The organism is Cellulosilyticum sp. WCF-2, assembly GCF_003990395.1.
Taxonomy (GTDB): Bacteria; Bacillota; Clostridia; order Lachnospirales; family Cellulosilyticaceae; genus Cellulosilyticum; species Cellulosilyticum lentocellum.
Genome location: NZ_CP034675.1, coordinates 1,444,953 through 1,464,914, shown reverse-complemented (window position 1 = coordinate 1,464,914; position 19,962 = coordinate 1,444,953). Strand labels below are relative to the sequence as shown.

Genomic DNA, 19,962 nt, shown 5'->3' with positions numbered 1-19,962 from the left:
ATTGAATAAGATAACCTCAAAAAAAGAAGAGCTTTTACAGCTCTTCTTTTTTGAGATTATCTTATTCAATAAATTAAACCTTAAAAGTATGCACGTTATCTTTTAACTGATTGATCATGTCTTTAAGTTTCATTGCTGATTGTGCCACTTCTTCTGTTGCGGTATTTGCTTCTTCACAAGCTGCTGATACTTCTTCACAGGAAGCCGATACTTCTTCTGCAATAGAAGAACTATTTTCAATGCGCATTAATATACTCTCCTTTTGTCGTTCTAAAACATGCGCTTCTTCATTAACTGATTTAATCTGAGGAACAATTTCCTCCACTGCTTTAGTAATCAACTTGAATGACTCAAACATTTGCTTTAAGCTATCATCTTGATGTTCTAATTGCGTAGTCATCTCTCCATTTCCCTCAATAAGTACCTTGGTTTCTACTGAAGCATTACCAATAATTTCAGCTATATTTTTAGTAGCCATTTGACTTTGCTCCGCTAAGTTTCTAATTTCCTCAGCAACCACACTAAATCCTCTTCCCATTTCACCTGCTCTCGCTGCTTCAATAGCTGCATTTAAAGCTAATAAATTTGTTTGTTTTGAAATATTTTCAATGACTATGATAATTTCATCAATATTTTTCATGTGATTCTCAAATGAATTAATTTTTTCACTATAATTATTGAAGTATTCCCCAAAGATTCTCAGTGCTTTCATTACCTCTTTTATATCTTCATTACCTTTGAGAGCCACTTCATTAATTTGTTCTGCTTTTTGATTAATTTGATCTACGGAAGAAATAACTTGAGCTATACCATTCCCTAATGCATGAGCCTCTTCATTAATACCTACTAAGTCAGTAGCTTGATCTACTGTACCTTCTGCTACGCCTTGAATAGTCATAGTGATATTATCTATTACCTTTGCCATATCTTCTGAAGAATTAGATAACCCTGCTGATTCACTATCCACCTGATCTGCCAGATGATTCATATAAACTAAAGTCTCCCTGATGTCTTTTTGCATCTGTGTAACACTTCTGCTAATATCTCCTGTTTCATCAGCAAACTCTTGGATATAATTTGAAGCCTCATATGTAAAATCCTTGTCTTTTAAGTAATCTACTTGCTCGCATACACTTATAATACGCCTACTAATACGTGTACTTACAATTCCCATAGCAATAAAAGCCGCTAATAACAGAATTAATGTGGTAATTAAAGTCCACTTCAAATAGTTCTCTATATTTGCTATATGCTTCGATCTATCTGCTGCCATAAATAACATCCCTATAGGCGTCCCTTGCTCATCTTTAATAGGCTCATAACTACAAGTGTAACTAATTCCCTTGATTGTCCTTCTTTCTTGAAATAATTTTCCTTGCTTTAGTACCCTATCAATAATTTCATTACTTATTAGTTCATCACTATTTACCTCTTTAATAGTACTAGCAATTATAGTTTGCTCACAAAAGATGATATACTCATATCCTGTATATTTCTTTAGTACATGAACTTCTTCTATGCCTGTTAAACTCTCGTCTCCTTTTATCAAGTCATTTTCTACTTTTTTGTAGGATCCAGGATAACGGCTATCCATGTCAAAGTTAAAAAAAATCATATTAGTTTTCATTTGATCTCTTACTAAGCTTGTTGTATTAAAAACAAATGAAATACTACCCAGAATAGTAAATACTATGCTTATGACTAATACCATGGGTATAATTAAAGCATATAATCTTCCTTTTAATCTCAAATTTAATCTGAATTTCACTACCTTTTCCTCCTACTTATCCATTTATTTTCATATTTTAACACAATATCACAAAAACACTCAATCTTCTTTGCTCAAAATAATTGACAAATCTAAATAAATTTTTTAATAAATATAAGATATTTTTTTGTATAATAGTCAAGTTGTTTACAATTTCACATGAAAAATAAGGCACATATGGTCAATTAGCCATATATGCCCTATAAACTTCAAAATTTTTTTCTGCTAAAGTTGATTATTTCGATTGAATGTATTCATCCATTGCTGCTGCTGCTTTTTTACCTGCACCCATAGCCAGAATAACTGTTGCTGCGCCTGTTACTGCATCTCCACCAGCGTATACACCTTCTCTAGTGGTTAAGCCAGTTTCTTCTTCTGTAATAATGCAGCCACGTCTATTGGTTTCAAGGCCTTTTGTAGTACTTATAATAAGAGGATTAGGACTTGTACCAATGGCCATAATGGCACAATCGATGTCTAATACAAAGTTAGAACCTTCTTTTACAATAGGACTTCTTCTTCCTGATTCATCTGGTTCACCTAATTCCATTTCTACACATTCAACACCTGTTACCCAACCTGCTTCACCTAGGATTTGTACTGGGTTAGTAAGATTTTTAAAGATAATGCCTTCTTCTTTAGCATGCTCTACTTCTTCTCTTCTTGCCGGCATTTCTTCTTCACCGCGGCGATACACAATATATACGTTTTCTGCCCCAAGACGCTTAGCACATCTTGCAGCATCCATTGCTACATTACCACCACCAAATACAGCTACACTCTTACTATTATGTATAGGTGTATCACTTCCTTCTTTATAAGCTTTCATCAGGTTAACACGTGTTAAAAATTCATTAGCTGAATATACCCCTTTTAGATTTTCTCCTGGGATATTCATAAAGTTAGGAAGACCTGCACCTGAGCCTACAAAAATTGCCTCAAAGCCATCTTCGAAAAGTTCATCGATAGAAATAACTTTACCAATTACCATATTAGTAAGAACTTCTACTCCCATAGCCTTTAAAGTATCAATTTCCTTTTGTACAATGGCTTTTGGAAGTCTAAATTCTGGAATACCATATACAAGTACACCACCAGCTAGATGAAGTGCTTCAAATACTGTTACTTTATAGCCCTTTTTAGCTAAATCCCCTGCACAAGTAAGTCCTGCAGGGCCAGCACCTACAATTGCTACCTTGTGTCCATTTGCCTCTGGTACTTTTACTTCTTCTTTGCTATTAGTCATATGATAATCCGCTACAAAACGTTCAAGGCGGCCAATACCAACACTTTCTGTTTTAATACCCCTTACACATTTAGCTTCACATTGTGTTTCTTGAGGACAAACTCTACCACACACAGCTGGTAAACTACTAGATTCATGAATCACTTCATAAGCTTTTTCAAAATCACCTTTTTGAATTTCAGTAATAAAGCCTGGTATATTAACATTTACAGGGCAGCCACTTACACACGGTGAATTTTTACAATTTAAGCAGCGGCTAGCTTCTTCCTGTGCCATTTCTAAAGTATAACCTAATGCAACTTCCTCAAAGTTTCCATTTCTCACTGTAGGATCTTGCACTGGCATTTCTAATTTTTTAGGGCTCATGTTTGCCATTTATTTCACCTCCATTAGATTACAGTGATGTTCTAGTGCATGTTTTTCAAAGTCTTTATACATGCTAGATCTAGAAATAGCTTCATCAAAGTCTACTTCATGGCCATCAAAATCTGGTCCATCTACACAAGCAAACTTCACTTTGCCGCCTACTGTTAAACGACAACCACCACACATACCTGTACCATCAATCATAATAGGGTTCATACTCACTACGGTCTTTATACCATATTGTTTAGTAAGCTGTGCTACAAATTTCATCATGACTAAAGGTCCAATAGCAATGACTTCATCATATTCATTACCTTCTTTAATCAATTTTTCAAGAGCTGCTGTTACAAGGCCCTTTTCTCCATAGGAACCATCATCTGTCATAATAAACAGACGATCACTTGCAGCTTTGAACTCCTCTTCTAAAATAAGTAAGTCTTTATTTCTAAAACCAACAATAACATCAACTTTAGCTCCTAAGTTATGTAATTTCTTAGCAACTGGATATGCAATAGCAGAGCCTACTCCTCCACCAATAACAGCTACTTTTTTAAGTCCTTCGACATGAGAAGCTACTCCTAATGGTCCTACAAAGTCACAAATGAATTGACCTTCTTCAAGTTCACTTAGAGCTTGGGTTGTTTTTCCTACAATCTGAAAAATAATGGTTACTGTCCCGTTTTCACGGTTAAAATCTGCGATTGTTAAAGGAATACGTTCTCCCTCTTCATCTACTCTTAAAATAATAAATTGCCCTGGTTCTGCTTTTTTAGCAATAGCTGGTGCTACAATATCCATAAGTACGACTGTAGGATTAAGCACACGCTTTTTAACAATCTTATACATAGTATCCTCCTTTATTCTTCGTAAATATATTTCCTATATACCAAGTACCCTTCCCCTGTGTATTTAAGAAAAGGCCACGATGATCGCAGCCATTTTTATTACCTTAATTGCCGCGATTCATTGCAGCAAAACGAGTTGTTAATTCCTTAACATTCCATTTCTAGTTTATCATTGTGTCCTTTATATTTCAACAAATTTTTATACTATTATATACTTTTTGTTAATATTATTGTATTTTTATTCATTTTAGTTTTCATTTTCATTCTAGATTCTAGTATGCAACTTCTTTATAGGCTATAATTTGAAATTTTTTATAGCTAACATCTACAAAAAAAGACGATACCCAAAAGTATCGTCATTATCTACAATTATTTAACGCTAACTATGCTTTTGTAACGTTAGCAGCTTGTGGTCCTCTGTTACCTTCAACGATATCGAAGTTAACTTCTTGACCTTCTTCTAATGTTTTGAAACCGTCGCCTTGGATAGCTGTGAAGTGTACGAATACATCATCTCCACCTTCTCTTTCGATAAATCCAAAACCTTTTTCTGCGTTAAACCATTTAACTTTACCTGTCATGTTACTAGGCCTCCTTAAATAAAATCTTTTATTGCTAAAACACTGCTACGCAAAACGTTATTCGGTCTTGCTAGTTTTTTTGTTACAAGAGGCCTACCTATCCGTTTTTGTTTCAATATTTTAACTTACTCACTAATATTATCATAATTGTCGCGAAAAATCAAGATGCTTTAAATTTTTTTACATAATGATATTAGAATTATAAAAATTTTTTAGAGGAATTTTTGTAGATTTTCCAATTCATACATCTACTGTTTAGCTAATATTTTATCTCATTTAACAAAAGGGCAAGGCCCTAATAATACTTTTACTAATCCAGTACTATGAAGCCTTGCTCTTATAATATTCTTGATTATTTCTCATATTTTTTAATAATTTTACCATGCTTTTCTTTATAATAAAGCATCTTACCACAAGTCATCTTACCTTCTTTACATTTCCCATGAACGCAGGTAGGGACTGCATACTTGAATATAGTTGGAGCAATTTCCATACAAGCTAACCACATTTCATAGGCCATATCTCTAATTTCTTCTTGTGCTCTATCACATAGTCTTTCTTTAAAGAAATTAAAAAGTGCTCTAACATTCATTGTTACTTGAATTTTTGTTTCACATGCATTTGGAAGCACATAACGTGCATTTTCTATAGCAATCTTTTCAAGCTTTGAATAGAGTTTTTTATCACTATCCTTGAGAATCTCCACTAGAGCCTCTCCCTCTATACCATTTGCTATAGCTGAGCTCACTTCTTCCGTTACTTTGCCAGTTGCTGCTTGTTCTTTGATTTGTTCCACTAACAAACTAAGGGTGATATGATTATAGTCCTCTTGCAATTTCTCCATCATCTTAATATAGTCTGCTTTTAAACGATCATATTTAGCTATTGGCTTTGGAATAACATACTCAAACTGTCCTTCACTTACATAACGTTGTGATTTCTGAGAATAGCTGCAACCTATTCTATGACGTACTAATTGATGCGTTAAGGAACGACTTACACCTTCAATTCCAAAGGTAATGCTACTATGCTCTAGAATGGAACCATGCCCGATTTCTAAAATCATATTTAAAAATCTTTCTGCACTTTCTGGTGTAATTTGGTCTCTTAATTCTTCTATATCTGCTGAACTATAGCAAAGTCTAGCTCCTCTTACTATATTTTGTTCAAACTCTGGTGTATGACTTAATATGACTACATTTAATTTAGTTTCCACTTGATTCTCCTCTTATCTTTCTGTATATATTAGACAACCTATCTAAACTAACGCTTATGGTTTATACTATAATTTGATTAGTTATAGATAAAAGTAATAGTAGATTAATTTCTCTCTATGATGAAAGTGTATTACAAAAGACTTCCACTGGCAAGTATCTTATTAAATCCTGTCTTTCATTAATGACTATTAACCTTCTTTTCTATATTAACCTATTAGTATCATATCCTTGATATACTATAACTCTATCAAACTTTAAAGGAGATTACACTATTGATTTGTTTAATCGCAGCTGTTAGTAAAAATAATCAAATTGGACTTCACAATCAAATGCCTTGGCATATTCCTGAAGACCTAGCTTATTTTCGTGAAATAACAAGTGGGCATACTGTTATCATGGGAAGAAAGACCTTCGAAAGCATAGGTAAACCTCTCCCCCATAGAACCAATATGGTTTTAACTACAAACCCTAACTTCTCTGCGGAGGGTGTTGTTGTTCTGCATAGCTTAAATGAAGCATTAGAGTTATGCAAAACAACAACAGAAGCAGTCTTTGTAATTGGTGGTGGTGAAATTTATAAAGCCTTTTTACCTTTCGCAGAATATTTATACATTACTTTAATTGATGAAGTTGTTGAGGGAGATACTTGTTTTCCCGATTATCAAAAAGATTTTCTATTGATAAAATCCACTTGTAGTAAGTCGCAAACACCTACTGGTCATTATTTTTTCTTTACTCTTTGGAAAAGAATAGGTCATTAATATATATTTCCTACAATAAAAAATTGCTATCTCATATATATTTTACAATATATGAGATAGCAATTTTTATTGACTTCATTTGCTCATATTATCTATTATTCTTATCATTACTACGAGAACGGTAGTTTGAACGGTTTCCATCTTGGCGTCTATTACTATCTCCACGTCTCTCACCATTGTTTTCCTGACGTCTTGATGTACTACGACCCATTTGTCTATCTCTACCATCTTGTTTTCTATTAGCTACTTCAATATTCACTCTTCGTCCTTTTAAGCTTTCGCCTACAAGGTTAGCCATAATATCTCCAAGATGTTTTTTTGGAATTTCAAAGAATGAGAATTTATCAAGCATATCTACACGGCCAATTTCCTTACCTGTAATATTACAGTTAGATGCGATAAATTTAACAAGTTCTGATACTTGAAGGTCGTCTTTACGTCCAAGGTTAATAAATAAACGTACAAAGTCTCCATCAATTTTGCTTGTATCATAATTGCTACGTGCTGCTAAGTCTTCTACTGAATACTCTGCTGAAGCTCCCATAACCATTTTATCCATAGTCATTTTAAGGAAGGCTGCTGCTACTTCTAGAGATGTTGCGTAATTTTCATCCTCAATGTCGCCTACTTCTTCAAGCATCTTTTCAATAAAACCTGTATATTTTGTAAGCTTACCTTCAGCTAAAATAGCTTTTACTTCATCTATAATTCCAGAAAGTTTATTTTCTTGAATATCTTCAATTGAAGGTGGCTTAATAAGCTTAATTTTTGATTTTGTATAACGTTGAATATCACGTAATTTAGCTAATTCTTTACCAGCTGCAAAAGTATAGGAAACACCTTCTCTTTGTGCACGACCTGTACGACCAATACGGTGTACATAGTACTCTTCATCACTTGGTACATCATAGTTAAATACTGCATCTACATCATCTACGTCAATTCCTCTAGCGGCAACATCTGTCGCTATAAGAATATCAATGAGCCCATTTCTAAAACGAGACATAACATTATCTCTTTGAAGTTGTTTCATATCTCCGTGAAGTGATTCTGCACTGTAACCTCTTGCTTGAAGGTCTCTACATAAATCATCTACACGTCTTTTAGTGTTACAGAATACTACTGAAAGCTTAAAGTTATTCGCATCAATTAGACGAGATAAAACTTCTACCTTATTGCTATCTCTTACTTCTAGATAGTATTGTTTAACTGTTGGTACTGTTAACTCTTTATGAACAACATTAACAGTGATTGGGTTATTTTGATATTTATTAGCAATATCTAAAATGGCTTTTGCTAAAGTAGCTGAGAAAAGTACAAATTGACGTTCTTCTGGTACACTTTCTAAAATAACATCAATATCTTCACGGAATCCCATGTTAAGCATTTCGTCTGCTTCATCTAAGATAATCATTTTTAAATGTTCTAATTTTAAAGTTCCTCTTCTAAGGTGATCCATAATTCTACCTGGAGTACCTACAATAATTTGAGGTCTTTTTTTAAGAGCTATAATCTGTCTATCTATTTGTTGTCCTCCATAGATAGGAAGAGTACGTATACCTCTCTTATATTTAGCAAGAGCTGAAAGCTCTTCTGTTGTTTGGATAACAAGCTCACGTGTTGGACAAAGAATAAGCACTTGTACTTTTTCATTCGTAGTGTCAACACTTTCTATTGCTGGAATACCGAATGCACAAGTTTTACCAGTTCCTGTTGGCGCTTGTGCAATAATATCATTACCTTGTAAAATAATAGGGATCGCTTTCCCTTGAATAGGCGTTGTTTCTTCAAATCCCATATCATGAGCCGCTCTAATAATGTCTTCTGATACTTCTAGTTGGTTAAATAATATACTTTCTATAATCATTACCTCTACAATCTATTAAATAATTTATAAGTGAAATTAATCTATTCGCTTACATCCATACCTTTAATCATACTACATATTACTTGAAACCTCAAGGAGTAAAATGTTCCTATTATAGGAAAAATGCTTCTATTCAAGGGCTAGCGAGTTTCTTGAATAAAAGCATTTTTGTGAATTATTTTCTATTAAATTTTAACTGCTCTATATTTATAATTTCCAACCAGGTAAATAATTTGCTGTATTTTTGAGCATTTCTTCAAAAAGCTCCTCTGTATCCTCTAAGGATATATTAACTAATGGGTCATTAGCAAAAGCTACAAAAGCTTTTTTCTTATCTTTTTCTAATGCGGCTTCTAGAATAAGATGTGCATTGGTAATATGACGTGTTGCTATTCCTTGAATAGCACTTGGAAGTTTTCCCGCTACTATAGGTAATACCTGTCCTCTTCTAAAAATGGCATTGGTTTCTACAATAGAGCCTCTTGGCAGATTAAAAATTTGACCTTCATTAGGCAAGTTAACATTGGTTACTAGGTCTTCAAGACCAACTAATGCCTTGATTTGTCTAACGCCTTCTTCTCCTGAATCTTTAACTTCGAAAACTTCTTCGCCTTTAACAAGTCTCTTGCTTTTAGCTAATCTTTCTTTTAAATCCTCTTTTCTCCAGCTAACAGGTGTTAAACTAAATTTCCAATCCATAACTGTTTCTGGATTCTCTATATACCAGTTACCTGACATAAACTCAGCTAGGTGTCTATCTCCTGCTGCTGCAATAATACCGTATCGCTTAAAAAGATCAAACTTCACTCTATTAGCTGATTCAAAGAAGTCATTCATCCAATTTCCTGTTTTCCCTTCTTCAAAACCGTTTTCATAATATTTGTCTACAAACTGCTTGTAGATTGGCATTAAATCTAATCCTTTATAAGAAGCCTCATCAATCCAGGTAAAATGATTAATTCCCTTGACATTTATCTTGATTTCTTCTCTTGTAGCGCCCTCTATGCCCTCTATATCCTTTAATGCTGCTGCTAATAAATTCTGTGCATTAAATACCTCGTGGCAACAACCAAATGCTTTAATCCGTGGAAATACCTCATAAAGCGTTTTTACACATAAAGACATAGGATTGGTATAGTTAATAACGAAAGCTTCAGGACAATTCTTTTCTATAGCTTTTGCGAACTCCACATACATAGGGACGGTTCTTAATCCCCTAATAAGTCCCCCTGGGCCAACTGTATCCCCAACAGATTGATAAATCCCATATTTTTCTGGTGCGTGTACATCGGAAGCCATCTCATCAAAAGTACCTGGCAAAATGGAAATCACAACAAAATCCGCTCCCTTTAAAGCACTCTCCAAGCTTTTATCTGCCCTATATTGCCACTTACCTTTGACATCTTCTCTATCTTTTAGGCGATTACCTATTTTTTCATTCTGCAATGCTGCTTCATAATCAATATCATAAAGCGTTACTGTCCCCGCTAATTGTGGCTCTCTTGCCAAATCACTCATCAGTTGCCATGCCCAACCTCTAGACCCCCCACCAATATAGGTGATTTGTATATCTTCGACTCTATCTTCAATGTACTTCATCTTTTTTAGGCTCCTTTCCCCTATCATATATCTTTATTGTACCTTTATTATTTTTATATTTCTCTGTATTTATTGTTCTTTTTCTTTAAATTAGTCTTTTTTTGTTCCTATTTAAAATTATATATTATATACTTAACAAGGAGGTGCATCTTCGATGAGTGACAAACAAGATCCTATCAAGCAAAGCGGCTATATCATTGAATATGTTAAGCGCGAAACAGCACTTAATATGCCATCTAATCACTATCATAGCTATTATGAAATTTATTACCAACTCTCAGGTGAACGTTATTATTTCATTAAAGACCGTTCTTATTATCTCAAAAAAGGTGATATTGCTCTTATTAATAGTTATGAACTACATAAAACACTGCAAGCTGGAGGCAATACTCATGAGCGTATTTTAATTTACTTCGATCCTAGCTATCTAAAAACATTTAAAGAAGCTGTTGACGACTTTGATTTATTTCAATGCTTTGAAAAAACCACTCCTGTGTTTAATCTAGGTCCTAAAGAACAACTTTTTATAGAAAAGTTACTTTACTGTATGCTAGAAGAAGATACCCAACGCTCAGAGGGCTATACTTCTTGTACAAAGGTTTACTTATTAGAGCTTCTTATTTTTCTAGGTAGGTTTTCTCCTGAAATTAAAAATAGCTACTTAGAATTTCCAAGTAGCCTACACAAAAAAATATCTGAAATCACTAGCTATATTAACATTCATTATAAAGAAGACCTATCTTTAGATAAAATAGCTAATCTGTTTTATATGAATAGTTACTATCTCTCTAGAACCTTTAATGAAGTAACAGGATTCCATTTCACTCAATACGTTAATACTGTTCGTATACGTGCTAGTGAAGAGCTTCTTCAAAAAACTAATTTAAGTATACTAGAAATTGCCATAGCAGTGGGTTATAGCAACTCTACTCACTTTGGGCGAGTCTTTAAACAACTTCTTGGTGTTTCTCCTTTGCAATATCGTAAAATTAATAAATTTTAATAAAACACAGATGAAGTGAGAAGAATATCTTCTCACTTCATCTAATAAAAAACTATTTTATTCAAACAAAAAAAGACGTATTCATTTAAAATGAATACGTCTTTTTATTATGCGGGCGAAGGGAGTCGAACCCTTACACCTCGCGGCGCTAGATCCTAAGTCTAGTGCGTCTGCCAATTCCGCCACGCCCGCAAACCTGATACTTGATTATAATAACAGAAAGTATCGGGTTCGTCTAGTCTTTTTTTTATAAAAACTTGTCTTTTACCATAGTTTAAATATTATATATTTTTCCAATCACTTTTCAACTTATTTAGTTTCCTGTATGAGATGAAGTATTTTCTTGCTTCTTATTGTCATTTTGCGATGTATCTGGTGTTTCAGACTTAGTCTTAGTTTCTGCTGGGGTCTTTACTTGTTCCTTATCATTTACTGATGGCTGAGTTTTTTCTTCTTTTACATCTGCCTCACCTTGCTTGTCTTTATTAGTTTCATCAGTTTCGTTTTGCTTTTTATTATTTTCTTCTAAAAGCTTAAGCTGAGCTTTCACTTGGTCTTCGGGTAATCCCAGCTCATTTACTGGTAGTTTAATACTTTGCTCTAATTCTGCTGCTGTTGTATCTATAATAGGTGGTGGCGCTAGGTAATAATTATAAGCAAAGTAACCTCCTATGCCTACCCCTGCACAACCTATTAGAATCATGCCGGTTATAGCTATTGTCTTCCCATATTGACTAAGTAGCTTTATAATGGCTGGTTGCATTGCTTTATTCAGCTTAGCATATAAAGTCTTTGTTTTTAATTGACCTTCTAACTTTTGTTTAGCTAGTTCTTTAGGCCACTTACCCTCTTTTTCTTTAAGTTTAGTAAAGAAACGAATCACTGTTGTATCAAAGCTGGTCTTATTCATATAAATTTCTTGTCCCTTACTCCAAATAATAAAATCTAGCATGATAGCAGGGCTAATAGGATACAAATATTCCAGAACTTTGGTTAAATTTAAACGCCACATTTCCTCACTATAAGCCTCTTTGTTTGGCTCAAGAAATGCATACACTAACATATAAAAATCTTCTTTTTTTACAGTTTGTTTATAAAAGTGTTGAATTTGTTTTTGTACAGCTTTATTTACTTTGATATGCTTCGGACTCATTGCCTCGAGACTTGTCTTCAGCTTTTGATAGTCTTTAATAGCTTCATAATTTTCATCATCATAAATATGTTTAAATGTAATATGACATAAAGCTACTTCAGACTCTATTGCTTCTAAACGTATATGCTTTAAGAAATGTTCTTCTGCTAAAACAACAAGTTCTTCATATAAACGCCCTTGATGCTTTTCACACCACTGCTGGACTTTTTCTAATAGCTTGACTTTATTGCTAGCTGCCCTTAAGCAGTCCATAAATCTCGTTTTCACTAAATTAGAGTAATAAACATCAGTAAACAAAATACTTTCTATAGGCTCAAATTGTTTTACCTGAGTAATAAAAGCATCTAGGTTATTAATACCCTCAAATGCTTCTTTTATATAGGTATAAGCCACTTGTTCTTTTAATTCTTCTCTACTATATAATTTTCCAAATAAACTTTGATAAAGCGCTGTTTCCTTGCTTGCTTTAGCAAAGATTTCTTTTATATAAGCTCCATTATTTTCTCTTCTAGCTACTTCTATGGCTTCTAATAAAATACGTAGCATATCTTCAAAGTTAGTTTTACTGCCTTGATTAACCTTAAGTTTAAATTTCAGCATAGCTACTATTTCTTCCTGACTTAGAAGCACTCCACCTCTTAAACTAGCTTCTAAGCTACTGATTGCATATCCAATCACCTCTATGAGTTCTCTCTTAAACTCATCTCCAATAGGTAGGTTTAAATAACTTAGTGCTTCTGTTAAAAATCCTTGTCTTTCTCTACCTTCCTCTAATACATAAGGCTTATGATTAGACAAATACGCATAGATAACAAATAAAGTAGCCGTACGGTTATAAAAGCTAAGGGTCTTCTCTCCCTTGTCCTTCATGGCATTTAAGAGCTGCTCACCATAGCTATTAAATTTTTCCCATAATGGCTTTATCGACCTAAACATAGCTGCCACTTTAAAATAAGGATCTAAATGAGTGGTCTCATCTAAGTTTAAGAACTTTTGACTCACGAAATCTAATACAAATTCCTTTGTTACTTTTCCATCATAACGAAGTACATCCTTCTCTAAAAAGGTAATATGAATATTCTTTTTAGCTTCGCTGCTACGTGAATAGGTGCTTACACCTAATTCCTCTGTTACGCTCCAAGGCAAACTAAGGTACACATGATAAAGTAAAGCCTTGGCATAAGTCCCCAGTTCAGAAATAGGAACATCTAAAACAATAAAGACCTTTTTCTTTGAGCTCGCTGCAGTAAAAATGGCAGCTAAAAGCTTTTCAAAAAGTATTTCATCCATTTTTAGCTCACTTAAGAGGCGTGCTCTATCCTTAAATAATACTGAATTTCCTTCATAAGGAATAGCTGCTAAAGTTGGAAGCTCTGATCCTAAGCCTATATCATAAGCTGTTTGAAACTGGGTAATACCAAATAACTTTTCTGGTTCTTTTACATAACGGTGTTTTTCATTGGCTGATAGCACATAATTATGCATGAAGAATGTAGAACGAAGACCTGTAAAGTCTTTACTTTTATAGACCGCTTGTCCGATAATGAGTTCACCTGAAGCTACTGGCATAATCACAAGATTGGGGGGATATTTAGTCTCATCTTCCTCCCCACTTTTTTGTAGTTCGCTAGGGCTATCATAGCTACATAATGGATGAAGATATTTTTTAATAAATTCTAGCTTGAGCTTAGGAGACTTGGCAATGGTATCATAACCATCTGTTTTTGAGAACAGACCACCACGTTCCCTTGTATAATATTGTTGCTCAATCATTTATTTCACCCCTTCATTGCTACTTATATAACCTAATTTATATAATAGCCATAAAAATGGCTCATCAATACGCATAGGTTGAATCACCTTTTCTAATTTTCCTTCTACTGGATTTTGTCCTAGTGAAGACACTGCGAAATAAGAGACATTTTTAAAATGTACTTCTACGGCGTCTTTAAAAGCAAGATCTACTTTTTCTAAGAAACGTTGTACTTCGCCATTAATATTTTCATATTCATTTAAGTTAAAATAACCCTTGTGGATATAATTTTCAAATACATTACTATTAGGTTTAATATATTCCCCTTCTTCTTCTGCTAAAGAAGTAAGCATATCACTTTTAGTAATCACAACAGCTGTTGGTATACTAGTTTTCCCATCTTCCTGGCTTCCAATAAAATGTTCAGCAAGGGTTACAACTACATCTCTAGATTCTTGATATTGAGAAGTAAAATCTCCTCCATTGTCATCTTGATTAAGTATTAACTTACGTCTGATAGTAGAGAGCTGTAATGGATCCACTAAGAACAAAATCCCCTCTGCATTTCTAATATGATTAGCATAAAGATCTAAATATTCCTCTTCTACCATTCCTTCTCCTGCTACATCAAAGAATACCAAGCTTAACGGTGCTTTAGAAGGATCCTTGAACTTAAATTGAAAAATAAAGGGTTCTTGTTTTCTTTCCTTTTGGGTAGATTCTATTAAACTATTTTGCAAGAATAAAGGATCTAAATATTGACTACGAAAACGTCTACTTGTATCACTATTGATTGGTAAACAAGCTGCTTCAAAGTTATGCGCTGTAACGTTTTCTAAAGTATTAATAAGCGAGGCCATATAAACAGACTTCCCTACTTGAGAGGCTCCGATAATAGCAATGATATTACTTGGAGCACGCCCTGCTGAATAAGGCAAATCATTGTGACAATAAGGACATAATCTCTTCTTTGTTTCTACGTTATATTTGTCTTTCATGCTAATGAGTACATCATCTACATAATGCCTATTTTCTGCTGGTACCAAATAAGGATTAAGAACAGCTTCTAGTTCCTCACTTCCCTCTAAGCCAAAGCGCTCTAAGTATTCATTCAGCTTAGCATCTTCTTGAAGACAATACTCTTCATCTTCTTCCTTTGAATGAGCTGCTCTAAAGACGACTGTATCTGGACTAAATTTATTAAAACAATGCGGGCATACAATAGGAAATTTCTTTTGCACAGGTGCTTCTTCTTTCCTCCCGCCAAATAAACTTTTAAACAAACCCATTTCTTCACTCCTTTCAATATTTAATTACACACCTTTTTTATCTTTAAGTTATATTAAAGTTATATTTAACACATGATTGCTGTTAGAAATGAGAGAGGGGGCTGTCCTCAAGGGACGACTTCGAAGTATTTTCAGCCGTCACTTAGTGAGTGTTTTGGATGGTTTTTAGCCCACGTGTTTGAGGCATAGCCGAGTTTGTGGGCGTTCATCCAAATAAATGAACTTAGTGACGGCGAAAATATTGAGCGGAGTACCTGAGGATGGTCCCCTCTCTCATTTCCTCAACAATGTTTAATATATATACTTTTCTACTCTTTATAAATACCATACACTTCTTTATGCTCTACTTCATCTGATAAGTAAATTCTAACGTACTCATCCTTAGCAACTTCTATTTCTGGTAGCAGATTATCACCAGCTACAAAATCCGAGATAAATTGAAATTGCATACCGTCCTCATTATTAACAGGAATACTTCCTTTTTTCTTGACATAACAAAGCGCTTCCCTAGGTAAATCCACTTCACAAAACACTTGCATTTGAACCATCTTACTATTACTAAAAAGCTTTTTTCTTTCTTTTAAAATGTATCTAATGGCTATTTTTCTAGTCATGACCTGTACTCTATTATTGCCTTCTTCGCTACTTATCAAATAAGTTTCTTCTGGTGTTTGTACATATGGACATACTTCATATTCAATAAGTCCCATCCCTGGATGCGAATCTATAACCCCTCCAAAACGCACATATTCACTTTGAGTATATTTTCTATAGGGCTTATCCCTATTAAAATCTTCCTTCTCTAATAGATTTCTACGGTAAATATAAACTTGCTCCAATTCCCTAGGCCATTTAAAGCTAAGATATACTTCATCTTCTTTTACCTCAGCTTTGAGCCCCGTGAGCCTAAGGAGCGTATTATCACTCATTTTTACTTCCATCTTTTAGCTTAAACCTCCCTTGTTCCGTGATAACTATCTTTAAAAGTTATAAGGCCTGTAAAAGTTGCGAGGCAAAGCCCAAACATAAGCCAATAGCCTAATCTTACCATGTAAGGTGTTGTTCCTTGTTTAAATAGCATTTCTACTACAATACCACCAATTAAACCTCCTAAAGTGCCACCTATCATCAAGCCTTTAGCCAAGAAACGATTGTCAAACATAATCCCTAAAGCTAAAGCCATTAGAAAGGCTAAAATAGTTAAAAAGCCTACTCTAAGAACCATATAAAGCGTTACCTCTGCTTTTTCATCAGAACGCTCAGTCATAAGTTCTCTTTTGCCCTCGTCATAACGAATTTGTCCAAAAGCACCTGCTATCATAGTCGTATCAGAAGTACTATAATGCTGCCCACCTGTAAGATTAGCTATATCTATTAAATACTGCTCAGCAGAATTATCGCCATACATCATACCTATGGTATAAATAGGGATATTATTTTGGACATAGTTACTTACTAAGCCAGGGATATTGGAAGCTGAATCATCTGAAGGTGCTCCATCCGAAATCATAATCAAACTACCACTATGATTTTTTGAGTTATTTTGAATTAACTCATAAGCTTCATTGATCATATCTCTTACACCAGTCTGTCCATCGTCATTCTGCTGATAGCTAGCTATCTTAGCTTTTACAACTTCTTTTTGTTCCTTCGTAGTAGCTTCCATAAAATTAAATTGAAGAATCGGACTATCGTCAAAGGTCATAAAGGCAATTCTTCTATTGCCTTCTAAATTGTCAATCAAACTACTAGTTGCTTTAAAACGTTCACCATTAGGGTCTGATTGCTCCATACTACCAGAGGTATCTATAGCAATAACAATATCTTTAAAAGCTTTTTCCTTATTCACATTCATACCATATAGGAATTGAAATAAGCCACCACTTAGGCCTAGCATTAATAAGGTAACAGGGATAAATAGTTTTAAAGAGGTCTTAAAATACTGCTGTTTCCATCTATAACCGATTAGTTGTGGTGATAGCCATTGTGAGGTCAATAGCAAAGCTGCTACAAACATAGTACCCACACCAAAATAAAGCCCCATCCTTAAATAAGCTGGCCATTCCTCCCCAAAATGAAGTAACAGTTCGCCTACCAAAAAAGCTAAGAGGCCCCCTATTACACTAAGTACTACAGCTGTTATACTAAATCTCTTACTTCCCATTCCTTAATCCCCCTTTTTACTTATTTCCTGGTTACTTGAAAATAAATAACCTTCTTTTATATATGCATCATAGTAGCGCTGAGCTGTTCTAGTGAAAATTAGGTCTGAAGCCTTAAAGCCCCCCATAAGCTGAAGTTTTTCTAAGCTACTTTTTCTTTGATCATTAATATAGGCTAACTTATAACTTCTAGAGGTTTTATCCTTTTCATAGGCATATATCATAAACTCACTCTTGCGATCACCAAGGAAGTACTTTTCCTCATAACGATGAGTGGTTGCCGCTGAATCTAAGTAAACACAAGGCTTAGAATTCTCTTCTAAACTTAAATAGAGCATGTGATAAAGCTCACTTTTAGCTGCTACATCTTTTTCCTCATAGCTGACTAACATATTGGCCCTTGCTAAAAGTTCTTCTTCAAAAGATAGTCTAAAGAGCTTTTCATCTTGTAAAATATATTTTTCTTGCAATATAAAGAGCTTTTCTAAAAACTGCTCTCTGCTCTGACTTAGAACGCTGGTGATATCTCCCATATATTTTTCTTCAAGTAGGAAATGTTCACCTCTAGCTTTCTTTAATTGTTCTAACTTGTTATGTACTAACTTTTCATAATACTCATTAACATTCTGTACAAGGTAAGCCTCTTCAAATTTATTGGCTTCCTCCATTAGCATCTTCAGCAAGCTACCTACTTCTTCTAATTTCTTAAGCTCTATTTTGATTTCGTTATAAATTTCCTCCAGAATGTCTTTTATAGTCTCCATAGCCTTAAGCTTTAATTTCTTCTCTAACCTTTCATACTTCAAGCTATAAACCTCACTTACTAAATACCCTTTTACATCCCTTAAATATTTCTTATCAAATAAACCAAACTTACTTCCTATCACTTCTCCAACTGATTTATTTTCTTTTTCTTCAAGGGTTACTTCTAGCTGTTTTATTTCATAGCCATATTGTTCTCTTAGCTTATCTATAGCCCTCGTTTGTTCTATCTTAAAGAGTTCTTCTAATGCATAAGGACCATAATCTGGATGATTGATGACCTCAGCATAGATTTGCTTTTTTATTTTCTCCTTACTCACTTTCTCTGCTAACTTTCTTTCACTACTCTTAGTAAAGTTGGCACTGAAAAAATCCTCTAGACTTTTTTTATAAAGCTGCTTTTCAGCATCTTGAAAACTTAAACCCTTTAATTCTCTAAAGCCTATAGACTGAGAAATAACACTATAAATCTCACCCAGGTTTTCTTTTGGCGGTATAATATCATCTATCAAACTACTTAGCCTCATTTCATTTAAGCCTACAGCTTCTAATAAAGCCTTGCTTTCCTGAATGCCATGATAGCTCAATTCTTCTTTATAGGCATTAAAGAGATGATAAGCTGTAGCTAAATAAATACCCACCCGAGGCTTTTTCACCTTTGCAAGTCTTGCACTAGCAAAACGATGTTCGCCTCCACTCATGATATTTGTCATAAATACACTATTATTATACTGCTCTCTAGCTTCAGCTAATTCGATTTCCTTTTGTTCTCTATTCTTTAACAAATTAAAAGCTGCTATGGTTTCATAATGCTTTTCTTTAGCGTGCTCTATTTTTTGCCCATTTTCTTTTTTATCAGATAAAATGAAAGTTAAATTAAATAAAGGTTGATTATAAACTGTATTTAATTTTAAGCCATCCTCTAAAAGTTCTAATGGCTTCTCATAACAATAATCTCTAGCTTGGTAAGTCTCAATTTCCTTAAAGAAACTCATACTTATAGCTTGCTCTAATGGTGTATAAATGGTCTCCTCTAATACTGTAAATAAGTCCACTGTCACTTGTTTAAAGTCTTGTTCTAATTTTTTCTTTAGGAGCACAACAATATCCGGCAATAAACTATTCATCTCTTCACTGGCATCTGTAATCACACTGACCTGAATCTGCTCCCAATAGTGAAACATCTTTCCCTTTTCTAAAATAGCTTCTCTTACCTTGGTTATTTGCTCATTTAAAATCTTTAACGCATTTTCCTCTTCAAATAATTGGCTACTTAAAGTGCCTCTAGACGACTTTTCCTCTCCTTTACCTAGTGGTAATACAAGAGACGAAGTCTGCCCATCTTCTATTCCTTGTTCTAGTCCAATATATAAATACATGATGCCTTCTGCATTCATGACATTTTGGCTAAACTCAGTCTTCATGCTTTTTATACTCTCTTTAACCTTATCTCCTAAAACCACAAATAAAATAGGGGACTTCGCCCGAATTTCATTACTCCTCAAAACACATTCATCATCCCCTAAGGCATAATGATATGCTCTTTCTAGAATTTCCTCTTTCACGCTAAGGTCCCCCCTTTTTGATTTT

Annotated in this window: 14 protein-coding genes and 1 tRNA gene; 2 read left to right on the top strand and 13 right to left on the bottom strand. The window is 34.1% G+C overall.

The features are described 5' to 3' along the window. Nucleotides 1–73 precede the first annotated feature (73 nt). From EKH84_RS06380 to thyX, 5 genes are all read right to left on the bottom strand, one after another. The gene (locus EKH84_RS06380) at nt 74–1,768 is read right to left on the bottom strand and encodes a methyl-accepting chemotaxis protein (protein WP_127065634.1); all 1,695 of its coding nucleotides are present in this window, start codon (nt 1,766–1,768) and stop codon (nt 74–76) included. Nucleotides 1,769–2,003: 235 nt separating this feature from the next. Beyond that, the gene (gene gltA, locus EKH84_RS06375; RefSeq protein WP_127065633.1) at nt 2,004–3,389 is read right to left on the bottom strand and encodes an NADPH-dependent glutamate synthase; all 1,386 of its coding nucleotides are present in this window, start codon (nt 3,387–3,389) and stop codon (nt 2,004–2,006) included. Then, complete coding sequence (locus tag EKH84_RS06370; RefSeq protein ID WP_127065632.1) at nt 3,390–4,226, bottom strand: sulfide/dihydroorotate dehydrogenase-like FAD/NAD-binding protein; 837 nt, start codon at nt 4,224–4,226, stop codon at nt 3,390–3,392. It lies immediately after the preceding gene. A 382-nt stretch (nt 4,227–4,608) separates the two neighbouring features. Next, complete coding sequence (cspD, locus tag EKH84_RS06365) at nt 4,609–4,806, bottom strand: cold-shock protein CspD (RefSeq protein ID WP_013655645.1); 198 nt, start codon at nt 4,804–4,806, stop codon at nt 4,609–4,611. Nucleotides 4,807–5,158: 352 nt separating this feature from the next. Next, on the bottom strand, nt 5,159–6,022 hold the full coding sequence (gene thyX, locus EKH84_RS06360; RefSeq protein ID WP_127065631.1) for an FAD-dependent thymidylate synthase: 864 nt from the start codon (nt 6,020–6,022) through the stop codon (nt 5,159–5,161). Between the two features lie 273 nt (nt 6,023–6,295). On the opposite strand from thyX, the gene EKH84_RS06355 reads away from it, so the two are divergent. Beyond that, nucleotides 6,296–6,784 carry a dihydrofolate reductase gene (locus tag EKH84_RS06355; protein ID WP_127065630.1) on the top strand — a complete coding sequence of 163 codons (489 nt, stop codon included), beginning with the start codon at nt 6,296–6,298 and terminating at the stop codon, nt 6,782–6,784. An 88-nt stretch (nt 6,785–6,872) separates the two neighbouring features. Here EKH84_RS06355 and EKH84_RS06350 read toward each other — a convergent pair whose 3' ends face one another. Both EKH84_RS06350 and EKH84_RS06345 read right to left on the bottom strand, forming a co-directional pair. After that, entirely contained in the window at nt 6,873–8,651 is a 1,779-nt protein-coding gene (locus tag EKH84_RS06350) for a DEAD/DEAH box helicase (RefSeq protein ID WP_127065629.1), read from the bottom strand. Nucleotides 8,652–8,858: 207 nt separating this feature from the next. Further along, nucleotides 8,859–10,250 (bottom strand): family 4 glycosyl hydrolase, encoded by a 1,392-nt coding sequence (locus EKH84_RS06345; RefSeq protein WP_127065628.1) that lies wholly within the window; start codon nt 10,248–10,250, stop codon nt 8,859–8,861. 154 nt (nt 10,251–10,404) lie between these two features. Between EKH84_RS06345 and EKH84_RS06340 the strand changes: the two genes are divergently transcribed. Continuing rightward, nucleotides 10,405–11,253, top strand: coding sequence for an AraC family transcriptional regulator (locus EKH84_RS06340; RefSeq protein WP_127065627.1), 849 nt, complete (start codon nt 10,405–10,407; stop codon nt 11,251–11,253). A gap of 110 nt (nt 11,254–11,363) precedes the next feature. Here the strand turns inward: EKH84_RS06340 and EKH84_RS06335 are convergent. The 6 genes from EKH84_RS06335 to EKH84_RS06310 all read right to left on the bottom strand — a co-directional run bounded on the left by EKH84_RS06335 (nt 11,364) and on the right by EKH84_RS06310 (nt 19,937). Next, nucleotides 11,364–11,445: transfer RNA gene (locus tag EKH84_RS06335), tRNA-Leu, on the bottom strand. A 121-nt stretch (nt 11,446–11,566) separates the two neighbouring features. After that, entirely contained in the window at nt 11,567–14,179 is a 2,613-nt protein-coding gene (locus EKH84_RS06330) for a GAP1-N2 domain-containing protein (protein ID WP_127065626.1), read from the bottom strand. Continuing rightward, complete coding sequence (locus EKH84_RS06325) at nt 14,180–15,448, bottom strand: TRAFAC clade GTPase domain-containing protein (RefSeq protein ID WP_127065625.1); 1,269 nt, start codon at nt 15,446–15,448, stop codon at nt 14,180–14,182. Nucleotides 15,449–15,756: 308 nt separating this feature from the next. Further along, nucleotides 15,757–16,389, bottom strand: a complete 633-nt coding sequence (locus EKH84_RS06320) for a hypothetical protein (RefSeq protein ID WP_127065624.1) — start codon at nt 16,387–16,389, stop codon at nt 15,757–15,759. 8 nt (nt 16,390–16,397) lie between these two features. Further along, nucleotides 16,398–17,612 carry a vWA domain-containing protein gene (locus tag EKH84_RS06315; RefSeq protein WP_127065623.1) on the bottom strand — a complete coding sequence of 405 codons (1,215 nt, stop codon included), beginning with the start codon at nt 17,610–17,612 and terminating at the stop codon, nt 16,398–16,400. Nucleotides 17,613–17,615: 3 nt separating this feature from the next. Beyond that, on the bottom strand, nt 17,616–19,937 hold the full coding sequence (locus EKH84_RS06310; protein ID WP_127065622.1) for a hypothetical protein: 2,322 nt from the start codon (nt 19,935–19,937) through the stop codon (nt 17,616–17,618). Between the last annotated feature and the right edge of the window lie 25 nt (nt 19,938–19,962).

What these genes read in the sequence shown, in the direction of transcription:
- EKH84_RS06330 (WP_127065626.1), bottom strand. Translation starts at nt 14,179, where the DNA reads ATGATTGAGCAACAATATTATACAAGGGAACGTGGTGGTCTGTTCTCA.
- EKH84_RS06315 (WP_127065623.1), bottom strand. Translation starts at nt 17,612, where the DNA reads ATGGGAAGTAAGAGATTTAGTATAACAGCTGTAGTACTTAGTGTAATA.
- gltA (WP_127065633.1), bottom strand. Translation starts at nt 3,389, where the DNA reads ATGGCAAACATGAGCCCTAAAAAATTAGAAATGCCAGTGCAAGATCCT.
- cspD (WP_013655645.1), bottom strand. Translation starts at nt 4,806, where the DNA reads ATGACAGGTAAAGTTAAATGGTTTAACGCAGAAAAAGGTTTTGGATTT.
- EKH84_RS06370 (WP_127065632.1), bottom strand. Translation starts at nt 4,226, where the DNA reads ATGTATAAGATTGTTAAAAAGCGTGTGCTTAATCCTACAGTCGTACTT.
- EKH84_RS06325 (WP_127065625.1), bottom strand. Translation starts at nt 15,448, where the DNA reads ATGGGTTTGTTTAAAAGTTTATTTGGCGGGAGGAAAGAAGAAGCACCT.
- EKH84_RS06345 (WP_127065628.1), bottom strand. Translation starts at nt 10,250, where the DNA reads ATGAAGTACATTGAAGATAGAGTCGAAGATATACAAATCACCTATATT.
- EKH84_RS06350 (WP_127065629.1), bottom strand. Translation starts at nt 8,651, where the DNA reads ATGATTATAGAAAGTATATTATTTAACCAACTAGAAGTATCAGAAGAC.
- EKH84_RS06320 (WP_127065624.1), bottom strand. Translation starts at nt 16,389, where the DNA reads ATGGAAGTAAAAATGAGTGATAATACGCTCCTTAGGCTCACGGGGCTC.
- EKH84_RS06340 (WP_127065627.1), top strand. Translation starts at nt 10,405, where the DNA reads ATGAGTGACAAACAAGATCCTATCAAGCAAAGCGGCTATATCATTGAA.